General features: G+C 72.6%; 23 protein-coding genes. 15 read left to right on the top strand and 8 right to left on the bottom strand.

Annotation, left to right across the window (positions count from 1 at the left end; genetic code table 11):
- Window positions 1–127 precede the first annotated feature (127 nt).
- Together ASD62_RS08790 and ASD62_RS08785 are read left to right on the top strand one after the other, a co-directional pair.
- Window positions 128–1,336 (top strand): LCP family protein, encoded by a 1,209-nt coding sequence (locus ASD62_RS08790; protein ID WP_157581410.1) that lies wholly within the window; start codon window positions 128–130, stop codon window positions 1,334–1,336.
- Window positions 1,326–1,874, top strand: a complete 549-nt coding sequence (locus tag ASD62_RS08785) for an amino-acid N-acetyltransferase (RefSeq protein ID WP_082580646.1) — start codon at window positions 1,326–1,328, stop codon at window positions 1,872–1,874. Before ASD62_RS08790 ends, ASD62_RS08785 begins: the two co-directional genes overlap by 11 nt.
- A gap of 21 nt (window positions 1,875–1,895) precedes the next feature.
- On the opposite strand, the gene ASD62_RS08780 is transcribed toward ASD62_RS08785, so the two are convergent.
- The 7 genes from ASD62_RS08780 to ASD62_RS08750 are packed head-to-tail and all read right to left on the bottom strand — an operon-like array spanning window position 1,896 to window position 8,908.
- Window positions 1,896–3,362 (bottom strand): MFS transporter, encoded by a 1,467-nt coding sequence (locus ASD62_RS08780; RefSeq protein WP_082580644.1) that lies wholly within the window; start codon window positions 3,360–3,362, stop codon window positions 1,896–1,898.
- Window position 3,363: 1 nt separating this feature from the next.
- Window positions 3,364–4,311, bottom strand: coding sequence for an adenine glycosylase (locus ASD62_RS08775; RefSeq protein WP_056915631.1), 948 nt, complete (start codon window positions 4,309–4,311; stop codon window positions 3,364–3,366).
- Window positions 4,308–5,384 carry a DNA integrity scanning diadenylate cyclase DisA gene (disA, locus tag ASD62_RS08770; RefSeq protein ID WP_056915630.1) on the bottom strand — a complete coding sequence of 359 codons (1,077 nt, stop codon included), beginning with the start codon at window positions 5,382–5,384 and terminating at the stop codon, window positions 4,308–4,310. The genes ASD62_RS08775 and disA overlap by 4 nt, the downstream gene beginning before the upstream one ends.
- A 44-nt stretch (window positions 5,385–5,428) precedes the next feature.
- Window positions 5,429–6,814, bottom strand: a complete 1,386-nt coding sequence (radA, locus tag ASD62_RS08765; protein WP_056915629.1) for a DNA repair protein RadA — start codon at window positions 6,812–6,814, stop codon at window positions 5,429–5,431.
- A 33-nt stretch (window positions 6,815–6,847) separates the two neighbouring features.
- Window positions 6,848–7,564, bottom strand: a complete 717-nt coding sequence (locus ASD62_RS08760; RefSeq protein ID WP_056915628.1) for a class I SAM-dependent methyltransferase — start codon at window positions 7,562–7,564, stop codon at window positions 6,848–6,850.
- Window positions 7,561–8,361 (bottom strand): hypothetical protein, encoded by an 801-nt coding sequence (locus tag ASD62_RS08755; protein WP_056915627.1) that lies wholly within the window; start codon window positions 8,359–8,361, stop codon window positions 7,561–7,563. The genes ASD62_RS08760 and ASD62_RS08755 overlap by 4 nt, the downstream gene beginning before the upstream one ends.
- A 10-nt stretch (window positions 8,362–8,371) precedes the next feature.
- Window positions 8,372–8,908, bottom strand: coding sequence for a hypothetical protein (locus tag ASD62_RS08750; protein ID WP_056915626.1), 537 nt, complete (start codon window positions 8,906–8,908; stop codon window positions 8,372–8,374).
- A 68-nt stretch (window positions 8,909–8,976) separates the two neighbouring features.
- On the opposite strand from ASD62_RS08750, the gene ASD62_RS08745 reads away from it, so the two are divergent.
- The 11 genes from ASD62_RS08745 (at window position 8,977) to ASD62_RS08695 (ending at window position 22,009) form a co-directional block, all read left to right on the top strand.
- A complete protein-coding gene (locus ASD62_RS08745; RefSeq protein ID WP_056915625.1) occupies window positions 8,977–9,903 on the top strand; it encodes a Ppx/GppA phosphatase family protein in 927 nt (308 codons plus the stop codon).
- A gap of 54 nt (window positions 9,904–9,957) precedes the next feature.
- Window positions 9,958–10,776: a sugar phosphate isomerase/epimerase gene (locus ASD62_RS08740; RefSeq protein WP_056915624.1), complete on the top strand. Its 819-nt coding sequence runs from the start codon at window positions 9,958–9,960 to the stop codon at window positions 10,774–10,776.
- A complete protein-coding gene (locus tag ASD62_RS08735; protein WP_056915623.1) occupies window positions 10,773–11,372 on the top strand; it encodes a TetR family transcriptional regulator in 600 nt (199 codons plus the stop codon). Before ASD62_RS08740 ends, ASD62_RS08735 begins: the two co-directional genes overlap by 4 nt.
- Window positions 11,373–11,595: 223 nt before the next feature.
- Window positions 11,596–12,321 carry an ABC transporter ATP-binding protein gene (locus ASD62_RS08730; RefSeq protein WP_056915622.1) on the top strand — a complete coding sequence of 242 codons (726 nt, stop codon included), beginning with the start codon at window positions 11,596–11,598 and terminating at the stop codon, window positions 12,319–12,321.
- The gene (locus ASD62_RS08725; RefSeq protein ID WP_056915621.1) at window positions 12,318–13,052 is read left to right on the top strand and encodes an ABC transporter permease; all 735 of its coding nucleotides are present in this window, start codon (window positions 12,318–12,320) and stop codon (window positions 13,050–13,052) included. Before ASD62_RS08730 ends, ASD62_RS08725 begins: the two co-directional genes overlap by 4 nt.
- A gap of 133 nt (window positions 13,053–13,185) precedes the next feature.
- Window positions 13,186–15,633: a LamG-like jellyroll fold domain-containing protein gene (locus ASD62_RS08720; protein ID WP_157581408.1), complete on the top strand. Its 2,448-nt coding sequence runs from the start codon at window positions 13,186–13,188 to the stop codon at window positions 15,631–15,633.
- A gap of 166 nt (window positions 15,634–15,799) precedes the next feature.
- Window positions 15,800–19,078, top strand: a complete 3,279-nt coding sequence (locus ASD62_RS08715) for a PKD domain-containing protein (protein ID WP_056915619.1) — start codon at window positions 15,800–15,802, stop codon at window positions 19,076–19,078.
- Window positions 19,079–19,132: 54 nt separating this feature from the next.
- A complete protein-coding gene (locus tag ASD62_RS08710; RefSeq protein WP_200956868.1) occupies window positions 19,133–20,083 on the top strand; it encodes a proline dehydrogenase family protein in 951 nt (316 codons plus the stop codon).
- A gap of 37 nt (window positions 20,084–20,120) precedes the next feature.
- Complete coding sequence (gene proC, locus ASD62_RS08705) at window positions 20,121–20,927, top strand: pyrroline-5-carboxylate reductase (RefSeq protein ID WP_056915618.1); 807 nt, start codon at window positions 20,121–20,123, stop codon at window positions 20,925–20,927.
- Window positions 20,920–21,432, top strand: coding sequence for a GNAT family N-acetyltransferase (locus ASD62_RS08700; RefSeq protein ID WP_056915617.1), 513 nt, complete (start codon window positions 20,920–20,922; stop codon window positions 21,430–21,432). The genes proC and ASD62_RS08700 overlap by 8 nt, the downstream gene beginning before the upstream one ends.
- Before the next feature lie 52 nt (window positions 21,433–21,484).
- The gene (locus tag ASD62_RS08695) at window positions 21,485–22,009 is read left to right on the top strand and encodes a GNAT family N-acetyltransferase (RefSeq protein WP_056915616.1); all 525 of its coding nucleotides are present in this window, start codon (window positions 21,485–21,487) and stop codon (window positions 22,007–22,009) included.
- Window positions 22,010–22,051: 42 nt separating this feature from the next.
- On the opposite strand, the gene ASD62_RS08690 is transcribed toward ASD62_RS08695, so the two are convergent.
- Complete coding sequence (locus ASD62_RS08690; protein WP_056915615.1) at window positions 22,052–22,717, bottom strand: TrkA family potassium uptake protein; 666 nt, start codon at window positions 22,715–22,717, stop codon at window positions 22,052–22,054.
- Window positions 22,718–22,824: 107 nt separating this feature from the next.
- Here ASD62_RS08690 and ASD62_RS08685 point away from each other — a divergent pair, with 107 nt between their 5' ends.
- A complete protein-coding gene (locus ASD62_RS08685; protein WP_056915614.1) occupies window positions 22,825–24,021 on the top strand; it encodes an acetoin utilization protein AcuC in 1,197 nt (398 codons plus the stop codon).
- A 180-nt stretch (window positions 24,022–24,201) separates the two neighbouring features.
- Window positions 24,202–24,402 (top strand): helix-turn-helix domain-containing protein, encoded by a 201-nt coding sequence (locus tag ASD62_RS08680; RefSeq protein WP_056915613.1) that lies wholly within the window; start codon window positions 24,202–24,204, stop codon window positions 24,400–24,402.
- Window positions 24,403–24,506 lie beyond the last annotated feature (104 nt).

The raw sequence follows: 24,506 nt of genomic DNA, 5'->3' as shown, positions 1-24,506 counted from the left end.
GGACCCCGACGGGTCCGGGCCACCTCACTGTGCGCTCGCACCCGTCATACCGGTGCGCGGCGGTGGGGGACGCGCGGGGGGTGAGTGGTGCACACCGGGTATGGCGCCGCGACGTACCCTGTTGCGCGTGGTTCCTCCCCTCGTGCGTGACTCCCTGCCCGGTCTCTCCCTCTTCCGTCGTCCCGTGCCCCGTCGCTCCCTGCTGCTCGGCCTGCTCGGCGCACCGTTGACGCTCGCGGCGTGCACGAAGGACGAGAAGAAGGCGGCAGCCCCCTCGTCGTCCTCGACCGCCGCAGCTCCACCGGCGCCCGCCAAGCCCGCCGCGACCGGCAAGGGTCTGCCGGCGGACCTGCTCGCCGTGATGACCAAGGTCTACCTCGGCGGAACGGTGCCTGCGTCCGGGGCGGTGGCCACGGCGCTGTCCAAGCGCAAGCCGGGCACCAAGGGCGTGATCGTGATCGGGTCGACCGGGAACTGGAAGGGCGTAGCGGTCGCGTCGGTCGTGCGGGGCAAGGACGTCACCCTGCTCGTGAAGGACAAGACCTGGAAGGTCGTCGGCGGCTGGTGGCCGTCGCTGGGAGTGGCGCGCCCGCCGTTCGCGACGATGCGGGTGCTGGCCATCGGGTCGGACGCCCGGACGCCGCAGCCGGTCGAGAAGTGCCGTGGCGACGCCCTGCACATCATCGGTGTCGATGCCAAGGGCGTCGGCGGCATCGTCGGCATCCCCCGCGACTCGTGGGTGCCGCTCGCCGGCGGGGGCAACGCCAAGATCAACGCGGCCCTGGTGTTCGGCGGGGTCAAGGGCCAGGTCGCCGCGGTGTCCAAGGCCTCCGGGGTGCAGATCGACGGTTACGTCATCGCCGGCTTCAAGGGCTTCAAGGACATGGTCCGGGCGATCGGCGGCATCTACTACGTGGCCGACAAGGCGCTCAAGAGCGTCGACAACATGCAGATCACCAAGAAGGGCGCGAACCTGCTGGACGCCCAGCGGGCCCTCGCCTTTGCCCGCGAGCGCAAGCACCTGCCCAACGGCGACTTCGGACGCTCGGCCCACCAGGGCGAGCTGATCAAGGCCGGTGCGGTGATGGCCCGGAAGATGGGCCCTGCGCGGCTCGCCTCGCTGCTCGGCCGGATCGCACCGCACCTGGCCACCGACCTCTCGCCGGCCGAGGTGCTGAACCTCTCGGCCAGCGTGTTCGTGTCCGACCCGGCCTCGATCCGCAACACCGTCGTCCCGGGTGCGATCGGCACCCGTGAGCGCCAGTCGGTGGTCCTGCTGGGCTCGGCCGCCCAGAGCACGTTCAAGGACATGCGGAACGGTCGCCTTGGCGCCTGAGCCCGGCCCGCGCACGACGGGCGCCGGCCCGACCGGTGGGTTGGTCGTACGCAGGGCCCGGACCAACGACATCCGTGCCATCCGCGACCTCGTGCGCCCGCACGCCGAGTCGCGGGTGCTGGTCTCCAAGGACGCCGTCACCTACTACGAGGCCGTCCAGCAGTTCCGGGTCGCCGAGGTCGGGGACGGGTCCCCGCTGCTGGGCTGCGGTGCCCTGCACGTGATGTGGGAGGACCTGGCCGAGATCCGCACCCTGGCCGTGAGCCCGGCCGCCAAGGGCCGGGGCGTCGGGTCGCAGCTGCTGGAGGCGCTGATGGCCGATGCCCGCGAGCTCGGGGTGCAGCGGCTGTTCTGCCTCACCTTCGAGGTCGACTTCTTCACCCGGCACGGGTTCGAGACGATCGAGGGGCAGGCCGTCGAGCCCGAGGTGTACGCCGAGCTGGTGCGCTCCTACGACGAGGGTGTCGCGGAGTTCCTCGACCTCGAACGGGTCAAGCCCAACACCCTGGGCAACACCCGCATGCTCCTCACCCTCTGACCGCCCGGGGGCCGAGCGGGGTCAGACTGCCGGGGCGGGGTGGGCCAGGTGCCGTCGGGTCATCCTGATGCGGATCGAGGCGGCGAGCACCAGCACGAGCAGGCCGGCGATCACGCCGAAGCCGAGCTGGGGGATCAAGGGCAGCCCGATGCCGATGCCGCCGCCGACGACCCAGGCGATCTGGAGCACCGTCTCCGACCAGGCGAAGACCCGCGTGCGCACGCTCTCGTCGATGTCGCGCTGGACGACGGCGTCGCTGCTCAGCTTGATGAGCTGGGCGGCGAGTCCGGCGACGAGGCCCAGCACGAGCAGCGTGACCAGCGAGTAGAAGACGGCCGCCACGAGGGCGGCGAGCACGTCGGCGATCAGGGCCACGGCGATGATCACGTCCGGGCGCAACCTGCGCAGGGCGTTGCCGATGACGGTGCCGAGGGCGTTGCCGGCGCCGGCCGCCCCCACCACCAGACCCAGCACGAGGGTGCCGCTGTGCCCCGGGATCGGGTGCTCGCGCATGAGGAACGCCATGAACAGCGTGAGGAATCCGGTCAACAGCCGGGCCCCGACGGCGCTGGTGAGGGCCACGAGGACGGTGGTGGGCAGTGCGGCCACCCGCGCACGCAGCCGCCGGAGCACGCCGGTGCGGCCCGCGTCACGACGAGGTATGGCGACCGGCTCGGTGTCCTCGATGTCCAGCTCGCCGGTGCTCGAGTCGACCCGCGCCGGGAGCCTGATGGCGAGCACCGTGCCCACGACGTAGATGAGGAACGCCAGCCGCAGCGACCACTCGGGGCCGACCTTGGCAGCCGCGCCGGCGAGACCGCCGCCGACGGCCATGCCGGCGACCCCGGCCAGGGCGTTGCGGGAGTTGGCGTTGACGAGGCTGAACCCCGCAGGGAGCAGGCGGGGTACCGCGGAGGCGCGGGTGACGCCGTACGCCTTGGACGCGACGAGGCATCCCAGGGCCGCAGGGAAGAGCCACGGCGAGTCGTTGGCGACCGCCCCCGCGAGCACCCAGCAGAGGAAGGCGCGCAGGGCCAGGGTGGTCCCGATCGCCCAGCGCCGGCCGTGCCGGAACCGGTCCAGCAACGGGCCGATGAACGGTGCGAGCAGGGCGAACGGCGCCATCGTCAGCGCGAGGAACTGCGCGACCTGCCCCCGGGCCTCGTCGGTCGGGATCGCGAAGATCGTGCCCGCGAGGCTGACGGTGAGGGCGGCGTCGCCCGCGAGGTTGACGAAGTGCAGCTCGATGATCCGGGCCAGGCCGGTCTCCCCGGCACCGGAGGAGCTCGTGTAGGCCCTGGCCCTGCGGGCTCCCGCCCGACCGCCCCGGCCGGCCAGACGCGCCCCCGCCACGGTCCCTCGTCCGATGGCCCGTCCGGTGGCAGAGGCGCCGTGCCGCAGCGCCTTCGCCGCCCTCCGGTTGCGCGGCCGGTCCCCGGTGCCGGGCGCGGCCCGTCCCTGGTCGGAACCCACCGGAGGCGTGGTCATCTCAGCTCCCGAGCGCGCCGGGCAGCCGGAAGAAGTCTCGGGCGAGGGGCTCGACCAACCCGTCGGCGACGAGCGAGTCGAGGCACCGCTCACGCTGGACGACGTTGTCGGACACGCCCTCGAGGACCGACCTCGGCACCGGTCCGGGGCTCTCCCGCAGGCGCCGCAGCAGGGCTCCCCGCATCTGGCGGTCGGTGCCGGCCCAGGCCTGGCCCCGTCGTGGTGGCCCCTCGTGGGCGGGACGGCCCAGCGACTGCCACCGGCACAGGTCGAGGACCGGGCACTCGCCGCAGCGGGGTGCCCTGGCCGTGCAGACCAGCGCTCCCAGCTCCATCACCGCGACGCTCCAGGTCCGGGCGCGGTCGGAGTCCTCGGGGACCAGGCTCGTGGCCAGGGTGTGCTCGGCCCGCGTCGGTGAGGCCGCGGCATACTCGTCGCCGGTGACCGCGCGGGCGATCACCCGGCGCACGTTGGTGTCGACCACGACGGTGCGCTCGCCGAACGCGAAGGTGGCCACGGCTGCGGCCGTGTAGGCGCCGACCCCGGGCAGGGTGGACAGCTCGGACTCGCTCATCGGCACCTTGCCGCCGTGCCGTTCGGTCATGGCGACCGCTGCAGAGTGCAGGCGCAGCGCGCGACGCGGGTACCCGAGGCGGCCCCACGCGCGGACCGCCTCCCCGGGGGCCTCGGCCGCCAGGTCGGCCGGCTCCGGCCAGCGCTGCATCCACTCGGTCCAGACGGGAAGGACGCGCGCCACCGGGGTCTGCTGCAGCATGACCTCGGAGACGAAGATGCCCCACGCCGACGCGTCGCCGTGCCGCCACGGCAGGTCGCGCTGGGCACCGGCGTACCACTCGAGGACGCGCTCGTGGAGTCGCTCGGGGGCGACGGCCTGCGCGAGCGCCCCGCGGGTAGCCGCCGCGGTCGGCCGCGGGTGGGACCCGGTCACACGTAGCGTTCGAGGATGCTGGACTCGGCGAGGCGCGACAGGCCCTCACGGACGGCGCGGGCGCGGCCCTCGCCGACCCCCTCGACGTCCATGAGCTCCTCGAGGTTGGCGGCCAGCAGCTTCTGCAGGCTCCCGAAGTGGTCGACGAGGCGGTCGACGATCGCCCCGGGCAGGCGCGGGACCTTGCTCAGCAGGCGGTACCCGCACGGGCTCACCGCGGAGTCGAGCGCATCGCCGCCGATCGCGAACCCGACGGCCTTGGCCCCGGCCGACAGGTCGAGCAGCTCGGTCGAGGTGAGCTCCTCGAGCGCCGCCATGGCCTGATCGAGGGTGAGGCCGCCGCGGCTGACGGGGAGGTAGTCGCGGATGACGAGCTCGCGGTCGTTGCCGAGGCCGCCGGTGAGCTCCTCGAGCTGGAGGGTGAGGAGCCGGCCGTCCACACCGAGCTCGACGACGTACCCCGAGATCTCGTCGCGGATCCGTCGCACCATCTCGAGGCGCTGCAGGACGCTGGCGACGTCGCGGACGGTGACGAGGTCCTCGATCTCGAGCGCGGACAGCGTGCCGGTGACCTCGTCGAGGCGGGACTTGTAGCGCTCGAGGGTCTGCAGGGCCTGGTTGGCCCGCGACAGGATCGCGAGGGAGTCCTCGAGCACGTGGCGGCGGCCGTCGACGTACAGCGCGACGATGCGCATCGACTGGCTCACCGAGACCACGGGGTACCCGGTCTGCTTGGCCACGCGCTCGGCGGTGCGGTGCCGGGTGCCGGACTCGCTGGTCTCGATCGAGGGATCGGGCACGAGCTGGGTCGCGGCCCGCAGGATGCGGGACACCTCGCGGTCGACGACGATGGCGCCGTCCATCTTGGCCAGCTCGCGCAGGCGGGTCGCCGAGAACTCGACGTCGAGCGGGAACCCGCCCGTCGCGAGGCTCTCGACGGTGCGGTCGTAGCCGAGGACGATCAGGGCGCCGGTGCGGCCGCGCAGGATGCGCTCGAGGCCGTCACGGAGTTCGGTGCCCGGCGCCACTGCGGCGAGGGTCGCGCGGAGCGCGTCGTCCTCGCGAAGATCCACTTCTCAAGCCCCTTGGTATGCCGCCGGTCAGGTGTGCCGCGAGTCTAACCGTGCGAGGCCTGCAGAGCGGCGTGCACCGCGCTGCGGATGTCGGCGCACTCCACGACGTCCATCCCCGACGGCATGGGCCCGTTGCCCAGGACACCGGCCGGGACGTACGCCGTCCGGAAACCCAACCGGGCCGCCTCGGCCAGTCGGCGCGGGATGCCGGCGACCGCCCGGAGCTCGCCGGCGAGCCCCAGCTCGCCGAACGCGATGGAGTTCTCCTTGAGCGGGCGCTCCATCACCGAGCTCGCCACGGCGAGGGCGATGGCGAGGTCGGAGGCCGGCTCGGTCAGCCGGACCCCGCCCACGGTCGACAGGTAGACGTCGGAGCTGCCGATCGGCGCTCCGGCACGCTTGGCGAGCACGGCGATGATCATGGCCACCCGGGCCGAGTCGAGGCCGCTCGTGGCCCGGCGCGGCGTCGGGATCTCGCTCTTGGCGACGAGCGCCTGGACCTCGGTCATCAGCGGCCGGCGGCCCTCGAGGGTCACGGTGACGCAGGTGCCGGGCACCGTGAGGGTGCCCCGCGAGAGGAACAGCGCGCTGGGGTCGGGGAGCCCGACGATGCCGACGTCGGAGAGCTCGAAGCAGCCGACCTCGTCGGTGGGGCCGTAGCGGTTCTTCACGGCCCGCACGAGCCGCAGCTGGGAGTGGCGGTCGCCCTCGAACTGCACGACCACGTCGACGAGGTGCTCGAGCACCCGCGGTCCGGCGATCGAGCCGTCCTTGGTGACGTGGCCGACGAGCAGCGTGGCGATGCCGCGGGACTTGGCGACCTGGATGACGGACGCGGCGACCTCACGGACCTGGCTGACGTTGCCCGCCGAACCCTCGACCTCGCCGCTGGAGATGGTCTGCACCGAGTCGATGACGACGAGGTCGGGCTTGATGGCCTCGATCTGGCCCAGCACCGTCGCGAGATCGGTCTCCGAGGCGAGGTAGAGCGTCTTGGCCATCGCCTCGATGCGCTCCGCGCGCATGCGGACCTGGGCTGCGGACTCCTCCCCGCTGACGTAGAGGACGGTGCGGCCCTCGCCGGAGCGAGCGGCCCGGGCGGCGACGTCGAGCAGCAGGGTCGACTTGCCGATGCCGGGCTCCCCGGCCACCAGCACCACGGCCCCGGGGACGAGCCCGCCACCGAGCACCCGGTCGAACTCACCGACCCCGGTCGGATGGGCCTCGGCGCGGCGGACGTCGACCTCGCCGATCGGCAGGGCGGGACGCTCGACCCGGGCCGCGGCCGTCGTCCGGACGGTGACGGCACCGACCTCGCCGACGGTGCCCCAGGACTGGCACTCGCCGCAGCGACCGACCCACTTGGGCGCGGTCCAGCCGCACTCCGAGCAGCGGTAGCCGCTCGACTTCGTCGATGCCTTGGTTGCCATGGGCGACAACCTACGTGGCCGCCCCGACAGCGCTCAGAAGCGGCGCCACCAGAGGTTCACGGCGTAGTCGACCCCGGTGCCCTCGTGCTCGGCGAGGATCCCCTCGGCCGCGGTCTCGGGGAACTCGATCCCGACCACCGCCTCGAGGTCGGCCCGGCTGTCGAAGTCCCAGCGGATGGTCAGGCGCTCGCGGGACCAGCCCTGCCGGCCCCAGAAACGCTCGACGGCCAGGGCGTCGTAGCCCGGGTAGGCCCGCGAGAACCAGTGGCCGAACGTCGAGCGGGTGGCGTCGTTGTCCACGACGAACGCCGTCCCTCCCGGTCGCAGCACGCGCTCGAGCTCGGCCAGCCCGGGCTCGCAGCCGGCGCCGAAGAAGTACGCCCAGCGCGCGTGCGCCACGTCCATGCTGTCGTCGGCCAGGGGCAGCGACTGGGCGACGCCCTCCTCGACCCGCACCCGCGGCATACCGGCGGTGCGGTCCCTCGCCACGTCGACCAGGGGAGGGTGGGGCTCGACGCCGACCACGCTCGCGCACCCCAGGCGCACGAAGCGGGGCAGGTGGAAACCGGTCCCGCAGCCCACGTCGACGAGGTCGGTCCCCTCGAACGGGTGCAGCGCCGCCATGGCGGCCTCGATGAGGCCGTCGCGGTCGACGCCGAGGTTCTCGACCTCGTAGACGTCGGGGGAGTCCCAGATGTTCGGGCTGCGGGTCGGCTCGTGCGGCGTCCCGCCCGTGGTCGGCTCGGTCACCGGCGCTTGCGGCCCTCCTGGGCAGCCAGCGTCGCCGGGTGCACGAGCAGGGGAAGCATCTTGCGGGAGTAGGCGTTCCGCGCAGCCTTGACGCTGGCCAAGTGGGCCTCGCAGCGGATCTCGAGCTCGGCGTAGGCCTCCTCGCCCATGAGCTCGACGAGCTCGCCCCTGTTGCTGCGGAACACCGGCTCGCGGCCGACATGGGCCTCGGGGTTGCTCGAGCAGTACCAGTCGAGGTCGTGGCCGCCGGGGCCCCAGCCGCGACGGTCGTACTCGGTGATGCTGACCTCCTGCCACGACGAGCCGTCCGGCATCTCGACCTTGCGGTAGGTGCGGCGGATCGGCAGCTGCCAGCACACGTCCGGCTTGACCGTGTGCGGCTCCTTGCCGTGGAGCACCGCGTGCTGGTGCAGGGCGCAGCCGGCGCCCGCCGGGAAGCCGGGGCGGTTGAGGAAGATGCAGGCGCCGTCGACCACCTTGGTCTTGGTGGCGTCGTCCTCGGGCTCGGTCCAGGCCGAGACCTTGGTCGAGCCGGGGTGCAGCTGCCACTCGTCCTCGCCGAGCTCCTTGACGACCTTCTTGACCCGCTGGAGGTCGTCGTCGTCGGTGAAGTGGGCGCCGAGCGTGCAGCACCCGTCGTCGGGGCGGTCGGCGTAGATGCCCTGGCAGCCGCTGCCGAAGATGCAGGTCCAGCTCGACGTGAGCCAGGTCAGGTCGCAGCGGAACCGCTGACCGGAGTCGGTGGGGTCCGCGAACTCCACCCAGATGCGCGCCGTGTCCAGCGGGGTCTCAACCACGGGGGCAACCCTACGTGGCGTGGTGGCCTCCGGCGGGGACGGTCCGGCGCTGGACCACCCGTCGAGCGCGCCGGGAGCGTGCCGCCGAGACGGCGAGGAGGACCAGCAGCACCGCTGCGAGCACCCATCCCGGTCGTAGCAGCTCGCTGCCGAGGTCGGCCCAGGCGAGTGGTCGGTCGGGCCAGGGCTCCCGGCCGATCCCGCTGCGGCTGGCCCACTCCAGGCCGAGGGGGACCAGGAGACAGGTCGGCGCGGCGAGCAGGAGGATCCCCCACCGGCTGCCCCAGCGCACGGCCAGCACGCACAGGAGGGCGAGTGGCACCGCGGCCGTCGCCAGGGCCAGGCCCGACTGGATCTGTTCGTCGCGGGTGGGCTGCTCACCGAAGAAGGGGGCCGAGTTGATCGCCGCGACGAGCAGGACCCAGGCGATGAAGCACCACCCGAGCAGGACGGCGGCCGCGGTGACGGGCCAGGTGCGGCGGGAGGGGTGGGGAGGGTCGGGCTGGGAGGGGTGGGGGAGATCGGGCTGGGAGGGGGCCGGCGGCATACCGGGCAGTGTGTCCCGGCCACGGACGGCGACGCATGGGTGCGGGTACTCACCACTAGCGTGGGCGCATGCGCCTCGGAGTGGTCGACGTCGGATCCAACACGGTGCACCTCCTCGTCGTCGACGCGCACCGCGGGGCGCAGCCGCTGCCCGCGACGTCGCACAAGATCGAGCTGAGGCTCTCGGAGCACGTCACCGACGACGGCCACATCGACGAGTCCGGTGAGCGCGCGCTGTCGGGCTTCATCGGGGAGTGCCTCACCGTCGCGGAGGACCAGGGCGTCGAGGAGGTCCTGGCGTTCGTCACGAGCGCCGTCCGTGAGGCGCCCAACGGGGAGGACGTGCTGGCCCGGGTGCGCACGGAGCGTGGGGTCGACCTGCAGGTGCTCTCCGGGGAGGAAGAGGCGCGGCTGACCTTCCTCGCGGCGCGACGCTGGTTCGGCTGGTCGAGCGGCACCCTGCTCGTCGTCGACATCGGCGGTGGCTCGCTCGAGCTCGCTGCGGGCATGGACGAGGACCCCGACGTTGCCGTGAGCCTGCCGCTCGGTGCGGGCCGGCTGACCCGCGACCTCCTGCCCGGGGACCCGCCCGACGCCGACGTCATCCGTGAGGCGAGGCGCGCCATCCGTGTCCGCCTCGCGGGCGACATCCGCCCGCTCACCAAGGCCGGGGTGCCGGACCGCGCCGTGGGCACGTCCAAGACCCTGCGCTCGCTCGCCCGGATCACCGGTGCCGCGCCGAGCAGCGAGGGCCCGTATGCCGCCCGCCACCTCGAGCGCGCCGCTCTCGCCGACCTCGTCCGGACCCTGGCGGGGAAGACCGCCGCGCAGCGGGCCGGGCTCCCCGGCGTCTCGGCGGGGAGGGCCCGCCAGCTGCTCGCCGGCGCGCTGGTCGCCGAGGCCGCGATGGACCTGCTCGACCTCGAGCGCCTGGACATCTGTCCGTGGGCGCTGCGCGAGGGCATCATCCTCAACCGGCTCGACAGCATGCGCTGACGCGGGTGACCCGTGGCCGGGGCGTCTCGCGGCTGCGTCGGTAGGCTCGGTGACATGTCCTCGGCGGTCAGGGTTCCCGGTGCCACGGTGGCGCTCTCGACCGCCTCGGTCTACCCCGAGAACTGCGCAGCCGCCTTCGCGCTGGCCGCCCGACTCGGGTACGACGCCGTCGAGGTGATGGTGTGGACCGACCCGGTGACGCAGGAGGCGGGGGCGCTGCGGGCGCTCAGCGAGCTCCACGGCCTCCCGGTGGTGTCCGTGCACGCCCCGACGCTGCTGCTGACGCAGCGGGTGTGGGGTCCGGAGCCGTGGACCAAGGTCGACAAGTCGATCGAGCTCGCCCAGGAGCTCGGTGCCTCGACGGTGGTGCTGCACCCGCCGTTCCGGTGGCAGAAGGAGTACGCCCGCGACTTCGTCGAGGGGGTCGCGTTGCGCGAGCACGAGACAGGCATCCGGCTCGCCGTCGAGAACATGTTCCCGTGGCGGGCCCGGCAGCGGGAGTTCGAGGCGTACCTGCCGCACTGGGACCCGGTCTCCCAGGCGTACGACAACGTCACGCTCGACCTGTCGCACACGGCGACCGCGGGCTCCGACGCGATGGAGATGGCCCGGGTGCTCGGCCCGCGCCTGACCCACGTGCACCTCGCCGACGGGCTGGGCTCGCTCAAGGACGAGCACCTCGTGCCGGGGCGTGGCCTGCAGCCGTGCGCCGAGTTCCTCGAGATGCTCGCCGCCCGTTCCTACTCCGGCTCGGTCGTCGTCGAGGTCGGCACGAGGAAGCTGCTGCCGGAGGAGCGCGAGCTCGACCTCGCCGAGGCGCTCGCGTTCGCGCGGCTCCACCTCGCGACGGCCTCGGTCGCAGGGGCGTCGTGAGCCCTCGCGGCCGGCGTCCGGGCGCCTCCGACACCAAGGCGTCCATCCTCGCCGCCGCGCGGGCGGACTTCGCCGAGCAGGGGTATGACGCCACCTCCGTCCGCGGTGTCGCCCGCCGGGCCGAGGTCGACCCCGCCCTGGTGCACCACTACTTCGGCGGCAAGGCGGCGTTGTTCGCCGCCGTCATGGACATCCCCGCCGACCCGGCCGTCCTCATCGCCGCCATCGTGCACGGCCCGCGCGAGCGGGTCGGGGAGAACCTGGTCCGCACCTTCCTCCGCGTCTGGGACGGCGAGGAGGGCAAGGAGCGCTTCCAGGCCCTGATCAGGTCGGCGCTGACGCACCACGAGGCGACCGTGATGCTGCGGGAGTTCCTGACCCGCGAGGTGTTCGGCCGGGTGCTGCGCGAGCTGGCCCCGCAGGGGGAGCCGCCGCACGAGCTGGAGCTGCGGGCCGGGCTGGCGGCCTCGCAGATGGTCGGGCTCGCCGTGATGCGCTACATCGTGGAGTTCCCCGCCGTCGCCGACGCGTCGCACGACGAGCTCGCTGCCCAGCTCGGCCCCACCATCCAGCGGTACCTCGCCCCACTGGACTGAAGTGTCGGCGCTACGTCACTGATCGCACTGCGCGATCAGTGACGTAGCCCCGGGGCACCTGCCGCCGAACCTGTCGCCGCAGCTGTTGCCGCACCGTCGTGGCACCCGTCCGCGCACCCATCCGGCGCACCCATCCGTCGCACCCACCGGGCGCGCCTGCCGGCGCACCTTCGGGGCGCGCGCCCCCTTGTCGGGCGCCCGAACCGGGAGTACATTTCATCGCATGATGAATAACGCCGTGGAGATCGACGGGCTCCGGGTCGTCCGAGGAGGGCGCACGGTGATCCCGGGGCTGTCGGTGCGTGTCCCCGTCGGTCAGGTGGTGGGCCTGCTCGGCCCGAGCGGGAGCGGGAAGTCCACCCTCATCCGCGCGGTCGTCGGGGTCCAGGTCGTGGCAGCCGGGTCGGTCCGTGTCCTCGGCGAGCCCGCCGGGTCGCCGACCCTGCGCCACCGGATCGGCTACGTCACCCAGAGCCCCAGCGTCTACGACGACCTCACGGTCCGGGCGAACGTCCGCTACTTCGCCTCGATCCTGGGGGCCCCGCGCACGTCGGTCGACGAGGCCATCGCCGCCGTCGACCTCGGCAGCCACGCCGACTCGCCCGTGGGTCGGCTGTCCGGCGGCCAGCGGTCCCGGGCCTCCCTGGCCTGTGCCCTCGTCGGCGACCCGGAGCTGCTCGTCCTCGACGAGCCGACCGTCGGTCTCGACCCGGTCCTGCGACGCGACCTGTGGGACCTGTTCGGCCGCCTTGCGGCACAAGGCCGTTCGCTGCTCGTCTCGAGCCACGTGATGGACGAGGCCGCGCGGTGCGACCGGCTCCTGCTGCTGCGTGAGGGCGAGGTCCTCGCCGACGCGACGCTGCCCGACCTGCTCCAACGCACCGGTGCCACCGATGCGGAGGGCGCCTTCCTGGCCCTCATCGACCGAGCCGAGGAGGCTGCCCGATGAACGTGCACCGCACCGTCGTCACCGCCGGCCGGGTGCTGGCCCAGCTGCGGGCCGACCACCGCACCATCGCCCTGATGCTCGTCGTGCCCTGCGTGCTCATCGGGCTGCTGGCGTGGATCTTCCAGGACACCCCCGTGTTCGACGCCCTGGGCGCGCCACTGCTCGGGGTGTTCCCCTTCGTCGTGATGTTCATCGTGACGAGCGTGGCCACCCTGCGCGAACGCACCTCGGGCACCCTCGAGCGACTGCTCACCACCCCGATGGGCAAGGGTGACTTCATGCTGGGGTACGCCCTCGCCTTCGGGGTGATGGCGGTCCTGCAGGCCCTGGTGGCAACGGGTTTCGCGGTCTGGGTGTGCGGCCTCGACGTCGCCGGCCCGGTGTGGCAGCTCGTCGTGGTGGCCGTCCTCGACGCCCTGCTCGGCTCGGCCCTCGGCCTGCTCGCCAGCGGGTTCGCCCGCACCGAGTTCCAGGCCGTGCAGTTCATGCCGGCGTTCGTGCTGCCACAGTTCCTGCTGTGCGGGCTGCTCGTGGCCCGCGACCGCCTGCCCGACGTCCTGCACGTGGTGTCCGACGTGCTGCCCCTCTCGTATGCCGTGGACGCCATGAAGGTCGTCACCACCAGTGCCAGCCCCGGCCAGGACGTGACGGCCGACGCGACGGTGATCGTCGGCTGGGTGGTCGCGTCCCTGGTGCTCGGCAGCCTCACCCTGCGGCGACGCACGGCCTAGGACCTTCCCGACGCCCTACGACGATCGCAGGAGTTGCGACCCGTGGGGCGTGGCTAGCGTGATCGACGTGCAGTGGGTTCCGGCGGCCCCGCCGTCCCGACCTTCGCCGTCAGCGTCGCAGCAGGGGGCCACGATGGGATCCACCCGATCGCCCCGCGCGCGGCCCACCCTGGTCCTCACCACGGTCGTGACCACCATCCTGGCTGCGGTCCTTGCTGCGGTCGCCCTCTGCCTCGCGCCCCTGCCGGCCGTCGCAGCGCCGGCGCCGGTGGTCCCGACCCCCGCTGACACCGTGACGGCCGACGCCCTGCCCACGGTGCAGGTCGACGGCGTCGTCTGGTCGCAGGTCATCGTCGGCAACACGGTGTACGTCGGGGGGTCCTTCCTCAATGCCCGACCGGCGGGGGCCCCACCCGGCACGAACCTCACCCGCCGGACCCACCTGCTCGCCTACGACCTCACCACCGGTCGGCTGGTCCCGGGTTTCGTCACGACCCTCAACGCCCAGGTGCTCTCGCTGGCGGCGTCGACCGACGGCCGTCGCATCTACCTCGTGGGGGACTTCACCACGGTGAACGGACAGGCTCGCCGCAGGGTGGCTGCCGTCGATGCGGTCACCGGGGCCCTGGTGACGGCGTTCAAGCCCGTGGGGGTCAACTCGCAGGCCCGCGCGGTGGCCGTGACGGCCGACACCGTCTACGTGGGTGGTGGCTTCGCCGGCCTCGGCAACGGGTTGCTCCGCAGCAACCTGGCGGCCTTCCGCGCCTCGGACGGCGCGACCAGGGCCTGGAACCCGGGTGCCGACTACACGGTCTGGGCCCTCGCGGTCTCGCAGGACCAGCAGTGGGTCATCGCGGGTGGCTCGTTCCAGAACGTCGGTGGGCAGGCGGCATACGGGCTGGCCAAGATCGGCGCGGGCAACGGGACGCTCGACCTCACCTGGCGCCCCGCGGTGCGCAACGCGGGCGTGGACGCGGGCATCAGCAGCCTCCGGGTGCAGGGGGCCTTCGTCTACGGCACCACGTGGCACTTCGGTCCCGGTGGCAACCTCGAGGGCACGTTCAAGGTCCCGGTGACCACGTCCACCCTCGAGTGGGTGACCGACTGCCACGGCGACAACTACTCCGCCTACATGGCCCACGGGATCGTCTACACCACGAGCCACACGCACTACTGCGGCACGCAGGGCGGCGGGATGCCGCAGGACAGCCCGACGCGTTTCCAGCGTGCGATGGCCTGGACCGACACGGCGCAGGGCGACATCCTCACCGACGCCCTCGGCTATGCGGACTGGCGCGGCAAGGCACGGACGCCGTCGATCGTCAGCTGGACGCCGAGCATGACCAGCGGGACCGTCACCGGCCAGTTCCAGGCGGGCTGGAGCGTCGTCGGGAACGACGACTACATCCTGTACGGCGGTGAGTTCCCGAAGGTCAACGGCGTCGGCCAGCAGGGGCTGGTGCGCTTCGCCCGCAAGCCGATCGCGCCCGCGAAGCAGGGACCGCTGTTCGCCACCGGGGTGTTCACGCCGCGGCTGGTTCCCACTTCGTCGTCCGCCGTGCGGGTCAGCTGGGCGGCCGGGTACGACCGTGACGACCTCTTCCTCACCTACCGCGTGGTCAGGGGCGGCGCCTACGGCAGCCCGCGGTACACCACCACGGCACCGTCGAACTGGTGGAACCTCCCGGCGCTCGGGTTCGTGGACACCGGGCTGACCCCGGGAGCGACGTACACGTACCAGCTGGTCGCGAACGACGACGACGGCAACACCGTCTACGGCGCCACCACCACGGTGACGATCCCCCTGGCCGTGCCACCGAGCACTCCGTACGCCCAGGCCGTCCGCGCGGCCGGTGCGCGGCTGTACTGGCCGATGGACGAGCCGGCCGGACTGCAGGTCACCGACCGCGCAGCCGGCACCACGACCTCGACGGGGGTGGGCGTCACCGACGGGCTGGCGGACACCGACAGCACCGGCGCCAGCGGGATCGGGTGGGGGCGTCCCGGGGCTATCGACGGGAGCGCGGCCGTCCAGCTCACGGACAGTGCCTACAGCCGCATCCACGCGCTGGGGACGGAGACGGCCCCGGACACGTTCAGCGTCCAGGCCTGGGTGCTCACCTCGACCACCCGGGGCGGCCGGATCCTCGGCTTCGGGGACCTGCAGTACGCCAACTCCCACCACGCGGACCGCCAGCTGTGGATGGACAACGCGGGACGCATCAACTTCGGCGTCCGCGCCCAGGACGGCACGACCAGGGTGGTCACGAGCACCGGTCCCTACAACGACACCCGGTGGCACCAGCTGACCGCGACGATGAGCCCCGCCGGGATGCGGCTGTACGCCGACGGGGTGCTCGTGGGCCAGCGTGCCGACACCACGTCGGGCGAGGCCTACCTCGGCTACTGGCGGGTGGGCAGCGACCTGCTCACCGCGGCACGCGGGAGCATCGCCTGGCCGAACCTGCCGACGTCGCGGAACTTCGTCGGGGGCGTCGACGAGTTCGCGGTCTACCCGAGCGCCCTCACCCAGGCGCAGGTGCAGGCGCAGTACGCCCTGCGCGGCACCGGCACCCGGTAGCTGCCGCGGGGGACTGCTACCACTGGCGGTCGGGGTCCTACGACGATCGCTCGATCCGGTGCCCGGCGTCCGTGGCTAGCGTGGTCGTGTCCGACAGCGCACGACGCGTCTCGCAGGGGAGGCCCGACGCGACCTGGCGTCCGCACACCGGATCCGAGGTTCCCTCATGGTGCCGACCCGCAGGCTCACCGCCTCCCTGGCCGCCCTCGGGCTGGCGCTCGGGCTCCTCGTCGCGGCAGGGACACCCGCCGGCGCGGCCCCCGCCCCGGTCGTCCCCGCGCCGGCGAGCTCGGTCACGGCCGACGCACTGCCGACCGTGCAGGTCGACGGTGTCGTCTGGTCCCAGGTCATCATCGGCAACACCGTCTACGCCGGCGGCTCGTTCGCCAACGCCAGACCACCCGGCGCGGCGCCCGGCACCAACCTCGTCCCCCGCAGCAACCTCCTGGCCTACGACCTCACCACCGGCCAGCTGGTGACGGGTTTCGCCCCGGCCCTCAACGCCCAGGTGCTGTCCGTCGCCGCGGCCCCCGACGGCAGCCGCCTCTACGTCGTCGGCGACTTCACCGCCGTCAACGGGCAGGCCCGTCGACGGGTCGCAGCGCTCGACCCCGCCACCGGTGCGCTCGTGACGGCGTTCAACCCCACCGGCGTGAACTCCCAGGCGCGGTCCGTGGCGGTGACCGCCGACACCGTCTACGTCGGCGGCGGTTTCGCGGGGCTCGGCAACGGTCAGCTGCGCAACAACCTGGCCGCCTTCCGCGTCTCCGACGGCGCGGTGCTGCCCTGGGACCCCGGTGCCGACTACACGGTCTGGGCGGTCACGGTCTCCGAGGACGGGCAGTGGGTCTTCGCGGGTGGCTCGTTCCAGAACGTCGGTGGGCAGGCGGCATACGGGCTGGCCAAGATCGGGGCCGTCAACGGCGTCCTCGACCCGACCTGGCACCCGGCCGTCCGGAACGCCGGGGTGGACGCCGGGGTGAGCAGCCTCCGGGTGCAGGGGTCGTTCGTCTACGGCACGACGTGGGCCTTCGGTCCGGGCGGCAACCTCGAGGGCACGTTCAAGGTCCCGGTGACCACGTCCACCCTGGAATGGGTGACCGACTGCCACGGCGACAACTACTCGGTGTTCACGGCCAACGGCATCGTCTACACCGCCGAGCACTCGCACTACTGCGGCACCCAGGGCGGCGGGATGCCGCAGTACGAGCAGTGGCGCTTCCTGCACGCCATGGCGTGGACGGACACGGCACAGGGCGACATCCTCACCGACGCCCTGGGGTACCCCGAGTGGCGGGGCAAGGCGCGGACTCCGTCCATCGTGACCTGGCTCCCGGACATGACCATGGGGACCTACACGGGCCAGTTCCAGGCGGGGTGGAACGTCACGGGCAACGCGGACTACGTCCTGTACGGCGGCGAGTTCCCGACCGTCAACGGCGTCGGCCAGCAGGGGCTGGTGCGCTTCGCCCGCAAGCCGATCGCCCCCGCGAAGCAGGGCCCGCTCTTCGCCACCGGGGTATTCACGCCGCGGCTGGTTCCCACGTCGTCATCCACCCTGCGGGTCAGCTGGACGGCCGGCTACGACCGTGACGACCTGGCCCTCGCCTACCGGGTCATCCGCAACGGTGCGTTCGGCGCCCCGCGGTACACGACGTCGAGCAGCTCGAACTGGTGGAACACCCCCGCGCTCGGGTTCGTGGACACCGGGCTGACGCCGGGAGCGACCTACACGTACCAGCTGGTCGCGAACGACGACGACGGCAACACCGTCTACGGCGCCAGCGTGGGCGTGACCATGCCGACGACCTCGCCGACGAGCACGGCCTACGCGCAGGCGGTCCGGGCCGCGGGTGCGCGCCTCTACTGGCCGATGAACGAGACCTCCGGACTCCAGGTCAGCGACCGGGCAGCGGGCACCACGGCCAGCCCCGGCGTCGGCGTCACCGACGGCCGGGGCAACACCGGGATCAACTGGAACCAGCCGGGAGCCATCGTCGGTGACACCGCCGCCCAGCTCACCGACAACGACTGGAGCCGGGTCTACGCACTCGGCACAGAGACGGCCCCGGACACCTTCACGATCCAGGCCTGGGTGCGCACCACGAGCACCCGCGGCGGACGCATCTTCGGTTTCGGCGACCAGCAGTTCGGCGACTCCGACCACCGCGACCGCCAGCTCTGGATGGACAACGCCGGACGGGTCAACTTCGGCGTCCGCGCCCAGGACAACTCGACACGGGTCGTCACGAGCGCGGCCGCCTACAACAACAACCAGTGGCACATGCTCTCCGCGACGATGGGGGCGGCCGGCATGCGGCTCTACGTCGACGGTGCCCTCGTCGGCCAGCGTGCCGACACCACCGCGGGGGAGGCCTACCTCGGCTACTGGCGGGTGGGCGGCGACTGGTTCACCATGGCCGGCGCCACGCCCCCGTGGCCGAACGTCCCCACCTCGCGCAACTTCGTCGGCAACGTCGACGAGTTCGCGGTGTACCCGACGGCCCTGACCCAGGCGCAGGTGCAGGCGCAGTACGCCCTGCGCAACGGCGGTGGCGGCGGCAACCAGCCCCCCACCGCGTCCTTCACCTCCGGTGCGACCGGCCTGACCGCCACCTTCGACGGCTCCGGCTCGAGCGACCCCGACGGCTCGGTCACGAGCTGGGTGTGGACCTTCGGCGACGGTGCCACCGCCACCGGCGTGACTCCCAGCCGGACGTATGCCGCGCCCGGCACCTACACGGTCACCCTCACCGTCACCGACGACGCCGGGGCGACGGGGACGACCAGCAGCCAGGTCGTCGTGGCCGACCCCGCCGTCATCGCCGCTGACGACTTCGAGCGCACCGTGACCGGCGGCTGGGGCTCGGCGGCCACGGGCGGTGCCTGGACGCTGACGACGGCCGCGACCAACTTCTCGGTCTCGGGTGGCAGCGCCACGATGCAGCTCGCCGCGGGCAGCGGGCCCTCGGCCTACCTGGGTTCCACCTCGGCGGTCGGCGCCGACGTGCGGACGGCGATGCGGTTCGACAAGGCGACCACCGGCGGTGGCGTCTTCACCTCCGTCGTGGCGCGGCGGGCAGGCACCTCCGACTACCGGCTCAAGGTGCGGGTCACCGCGACCGACACCACGGCATACCTCGCGCGCACGGTGGGGGGAGTGGAGACGGTCCTCGCGACGGCGCCGCTGACGGGGCTCGTCGTGGCGGCCGGCGACAGCCTCGACCTGCGGCTGGTCGCCTCCGGCACGAACCCGACGACCCTGACCGGGAAGGTGTGGCGGTCCGGGACCGCCGAGCCGGCGGCCTGGACGGTCTCCTCCACGGACGCCACGGCCTCCCTCCAGTCGCCCGGCGCGGTCGGCGTCTACGCCTACCTGTCCGGTTCCGCCACGAACGGTCCCATCACCCTCGGGCTGCCCTCGTTCGTCGCCACCGCGCCCTGACGTTAGCCTTGTGGGCGGCCTCCGGGCCCCCACATCGTCGTCGGAAGGACCCCTGTGGACGCCAGTGACCTGCTGCGCAACTCCCTGCTCCAGCTCTCCAAGAGCGGAACGGTCCGCCAGACCATCGAGAAGGCGCCGGTCAGCCGCAGCGTCGTCCGGCGGTTCGTCCCCGGTGACGCCACTGCGGACGCCGTGGCCGCCGTCGCGGAGCTGCGGGCCACCAACCGGCTCGCGACGATCGACTACCTGGGCGAGGACACGACCGACCTCACGCAGGCGATCCGCACGCGTGACCACTACCTCGAGCTGCTCAAGGCGCTCGCCGACGCGGACCTCTCCCAGCACGGGATGGGCGAGGTGAGCCTCAAGCTCTCCGCGCTCGGCCAGTACCTTCCGGGCGACGGCCACAAGATCGCCCTCGACCACGCGCGCGAGATCTGCCAGGCGGCCGCGAACGCCGGCACCACCGTGACCCTCGACATGGAGGACCACACGACCACCGACGCCACGCTGGAGTCCCTGCGCGAGCTGCGCCAGGACTTCCCGTGGGTGGGCGCCGTCATCCAGTCGTACCTCAAGCGCAGCGAGGGTGACTGCCGCGACCTCGCGCACGAGGGGAGCCGGGTCCGGCTCTGCAAGGGCGCCTACAAGGAGCCCGAGTCGGTCGCGCACCAGTCGTCGGCCGACGTGGACCAGAACTACGTGCGCTGCCTGAAGATCCTCATGGCGGGCGACGGCTACCCCATGGTGGCCAGCCACGACCCACGGCTCATCGAGATCGCGGGCGCGCTCGCGGCCCACCACCACCGCGACGCCGACTCCTTCGAGTACCAGATGCTCTACGGGATCCGCCCCGAGGAGCAGAAGCGCATCGCCGACCGCGGCAACCAGATGCGCGTCTACATCCCCTACGGCGAGGAGTGGTACGGCTACCTCATGCGCCGCATGGCCGAGCGTCCCGCCAACACCATGTTCTTCCTGCGCGGTCTCGCCTCGAAGAACTGACGCGCCCGAGCGCCTGCGCGGCTGACAGACTGCCCCCATGGGAACTGTCGCGATCCTCGGTGCCGGCACGATGGGGGAGACGCTGCTCTCCGGGTTGATCAGGTCCGGCCGACCGGCCGGGGACCTCGTGGTCACCGCGCGACGCCCCGGGCGGGCCGAGGAGCTCGCCGCGCAGTACGGCGTGCGCGCGCTGTCCAACACCGAGGCCGCGGAGGCCGCCGACACCATCGTCCTCGTGGTGAAGCCGCAGGACATGGGCCAGCTCGTCGAGGAGATCAGCGACCACGTCTCGGCGGGCAACCTCGTCGTGAGCCTCGCCGCCGGCATCCCCACGGCCTGGCTGGAGAGCCGGCTCCCCGCGGGGGTGGCCGTGGTCCGCGTCATGCCCAACACCCCGGCGCTGGTCGACCAGGGCATGGCCGCGGTGAGCCCGGGGCGCAGCGCCGACGCCGTCCACCTCGAGGAGGCGGCCGAGCTGCTGCGCTCCTGCGGGCGGGTGGTCCAGGTCGCCGAGAAGCACCAGGACGCGGTCACCGCCATCAGCGGCTCCGGCCCCGCCTACATCTTCTACGTGGTCGAGGCGATGATCGAGGCCGGCGTGGTGCTGGGCCTGCCGCGGCCGACGGCCACGGAGCTGGTCGTCCAGACGTTGTTCGGCGCCGCGACGATGATGCGCGAGACCGGCCAGCACCCGACGGTGCTGCGCGAGCAGGTCACCTCCCCGGGCGGCACGACGGCGGCAGCCCTGCGCCAGCTGGACGACCACAAGGTGCGCGCCGCGTTCATCACGGCGATGGAGGCGGCCGCGAACCGTTCGCACGAGCTCGCCTCCGGGCATGAGTGACCTGACCATCCGCAAGGTGCTCCCTGAGCACTGGCAGGTGCACCGCGCGGTGCGCTTCGCCATGCTCCTGGACCAACCTCGTGCCTACGGGAGCACCTTCGCCCGCGAGATCGCCTTCGACGACCAGGTCTGGCACGACCGGGTCAGAGAAGGCGCTGCCTGGCTGGCTCTCCACGGCGACCTGCCGGTGGGGACCGTGACGCTGTGGTCGGTGCCGGACCGTCCTGCCGACGAGGCCTGCCTCGTGGCGATGTGGGTCGCGGCGCACGCCCGAGGGACGGGGGTCGCGGACGGCCTCGTCGAGGCGCTAGTCGCGCACGCGACCGGGCTGGGGCTGCGCCGGGTCACCCTCGACGTCGCCGACGAGAACCCCCGGGCCGCTGCCTTCTACGCGCGGGTCGGGTTCGTCCGCACGGGACGGACCGGCGAGCTGCCGCACTACCCGGGGGTGGGCGAGTTCGAGATGGAGCACCTTCTCAGGGGGCGCACAGACGCCTCACGGTGAACTCTGGGTGACCTCGCCCCACCAACCGCTCCCGTCGTGCGAGAGTGTCCGCATGAGCGAGATCTCCGTGCGCCGGCTGGGCGAGGACGAGTGGGAGCAGTACAAGACTGCTCGCCTCAGTGCTCTCGAGGAGTCCCCGGAGGCCTTCGCGGCCTCCCTGGACGAGGAACGCGGCTACGACGAGGACTTCTGGCGCACCCGGTTGCGCCGCTCGCAGCGGCTGCTGGCCGAGGTCGAGGGCCAGACGGTCGGGGTCGTCAGCGTGGGGCAGGCCCAGGAGGGCAACGACCGCGTGGCCGAGCTCTTCGGGCTGTGGGTCACCCCCGCGGCCCGGGGGACCGGGGTCGCCACCCAGCTGGTCCAGGCCGGCGCCGACGAGGCGCGCGCGCAGGGACGCAGCCACCTCGCCTACTGGGTCGGTTCGGACAACGGCCGCGCGGTCGCCTTCGCCAGCGGCGCCGGGTTCCGCCCGACGGACAGCCGCCGTCCCATGCGGGTCCAGCAGGGTGAGGACGAGGAGGACGAGGTCGCCATGGTGCTGCCGCTCGGCGAGGACCGCGGGACCCCCTCGCTCTGACGCAGGTGGCGCACCGTGGTGCGTCGGCGCCTTCCCTGACCGTCAGGGGCGGGAGGCCAGCCGGTCCAGCAGGTCCGTCGGACCACTGACGATGAGCGTGTCGTGCGCGGTGACCTTGGTCTCCGGCACGGCATACGTGAAGTCCTGCTCGGGTGCCTTGACGCCCACGACCGTGACGCCGTACTTGCTGCGGATCTGGCTCTGCGCCAACGTGAAGCCGATGGCCTCCTGCGGCGGCTTCATCTTGACGATGGCGAAGCCGTCGTCGAACTCGATGTAGTCCATCAGCTTGCCGTTGAGCAGGTGCGCGACGCGGCGGCCGCTCTCGGCCTCGGGCGAGATGACGTGGTGCACACCGATCCGCTCGAGGATCCGCGCGTGCTCGGGGCTCAGCGACTTGGCCCAGATGGTGGGGATCCCCGCGTCCACGAGGTTCATCGCGCAGAGCACCGAGGCCTCGACCGAGGAACCGATGCCCACCACCGCGAGCTTGAAGCTGCGCGCCTTGAGGTGCGCCATGGACTGCGGCTGGCTGGCGTCGGCCTGGACGATCTTGGTCACCTTGCCGAGGAACGTCTCGGCCAGCTCGTGGTCCCGCTCGACGGCGACGACGTGGTGCCCGAGCCGCTGCAGCTCGACGGCGACCGAGCCGCCGAAGCGCCCGAGCCCGATGACGAGGACGTCGTCCTCGTACAGCTTCTTACCCACCTGAGCAGCCCTCCGTGGCGTCGTCGACGTGAGCAGGCCACGCTACCGCGTCCCTGCTGGTGGGACCGTGCTGTCCACCGGAGGCTACGCACGGGTAGCGTTCCCGCATGCCCTCACAGGTGCGGGTGGTCTGGGACCCCGGCTTCACCGCCTACGACTTCGGGCCGGGTCATCCGATGAGCCCGGTCCGTCTCGACCTGACCGCGCGGCTCTGCGACGCGCTGGGGGTCTTCGACGGGGACGGGGTCGAGGTCTTCAGCCCCGAGGTCCCGGGCGACGAGGTCCTCGAGACCGTCCACGACGTCGACTACATTGCCGCGGTGCGGGCCGCCTCGCTCGACCCCGCGGTCGCCGACCCGGCCTTCGGCCTGGGCACGGAGGACGACCCCGCCTTCGCCGGCATGCACGAGGCAAGCGCGCGGGTCGCCGAGGGCACCAGGGCCGTGTGCGCCGACGTGTGGGAGGGCCGCGCCGAGCACGGGGTCAACTTCTGCGGCGGCATGCACCACGCCATGCCGGGGAGCGCCGCCGGCTTCTGCATCTACAACGACATCGCCGTCGGCATCCAGTGGCTGCTCGACCACGGCGCCGAGCGCGTCGCCTACGTGGACGTCGACGTCCACCACGGTGACGGCGTGGAGCGGGCCTTCTGGGACGACCCGCGCGTCCTCACCATCTCCCTGCACGAGTCCGGGCGGGCGCTGTTCCCCGGCACCGGCTTCGCCGGCGACATCGGTGGGCCAGCGGCGCAGGGCGATGCCGTCAACATCGCCCTCCCTCCCGGCACCGGCGACTCCGCTTGGCTGCGTGCCCTGCACTCGACGGCGCTGCCGCTGGTGCGGGCCTTCAAGCCCGACGTCCTCGTGACCCAGCACGGGTGCGACACCCACGCGCAGGACCCGCTGGCCCACCTCTCCCTGTCGGTCGACGCCCAGCGGGCGGCCGCCGACGCCCTGCACCGGTTGTCGCACGAGGTCTGCCGGGGGCGCTGGGTCGCCCTCGGCGGTGGCGGCTACGAGATCGTCGACGTCGTCCCGCGGTCGTGGACCCACCTCACGGCGATCGCGGCGCACCGGCCTGTGCCGCTCACCGAAGCCGTCCCGGAGGGCTGGCTCGACCACGTGCGCACCCTGCTCGGGCGTGAGGGCCCACGCCGGATGGGCGACCTCGACCCCGCCGAGGGGCCGATCTGGCACCAGCCCTGGGACATGGGCTACAACCCGCACAGCGAGGTGGACCGGGCGGTGATGGCCACCCGCCAGGCCGTCTTCCCCCTCCACGGCCTCGATGTCTGGTTCGACTGAGGGCGGTCCGTTCGGGCGATCTGTTCCATCCGTACGGCGTGTCGACTGGACAGTGGGGATTTAGTTTTCACATTGACTTCCCCATGAGTCACATCAGCCCCTACAGTTCCCCTTGCACGAGCGTAGAGGTCCGCCGGAGGGGAAGCCGGCGATGCGCGCGTGTAGAAGATCGAGGTTCACATGTCCAACGAGCGACAGCTCGCCGAGGTGCGGTTCCTGACCGTCGCCGAGGTGGCCTCGATCATGCGCGTGTCGAAGATGACGGTGTACCGCATGGTGCACGCAGGTGAGCTTCCCGCCATCCGCGTCGGTCGGTCCTTCCGGGTCCCGGAGGATGCCGTGCACAAGTACCTGCGCACTTCGTACGTCGACACCGCCTGATCGGTCGGCTGCAGCAGACAGCGAGGGCGGACCGGGACGAGGAGTCCCGGTCCGCCCTCGCTGTGCGTCGCGGCCGCCTGGTCGCCGCCCCGCAGGGACGCCCG

The organism is Phycicoccus sp. Root563 (genome assembly GCF_001427915.1).
Lineage (GTDB): Bacteria > Actinomycetota > Actinomycetes > Actinomycetales > Dermatophilaceae > Pedococcus.
This window is presented reverse-complemented; position numbering and strand designations above follow the sequence as displayed.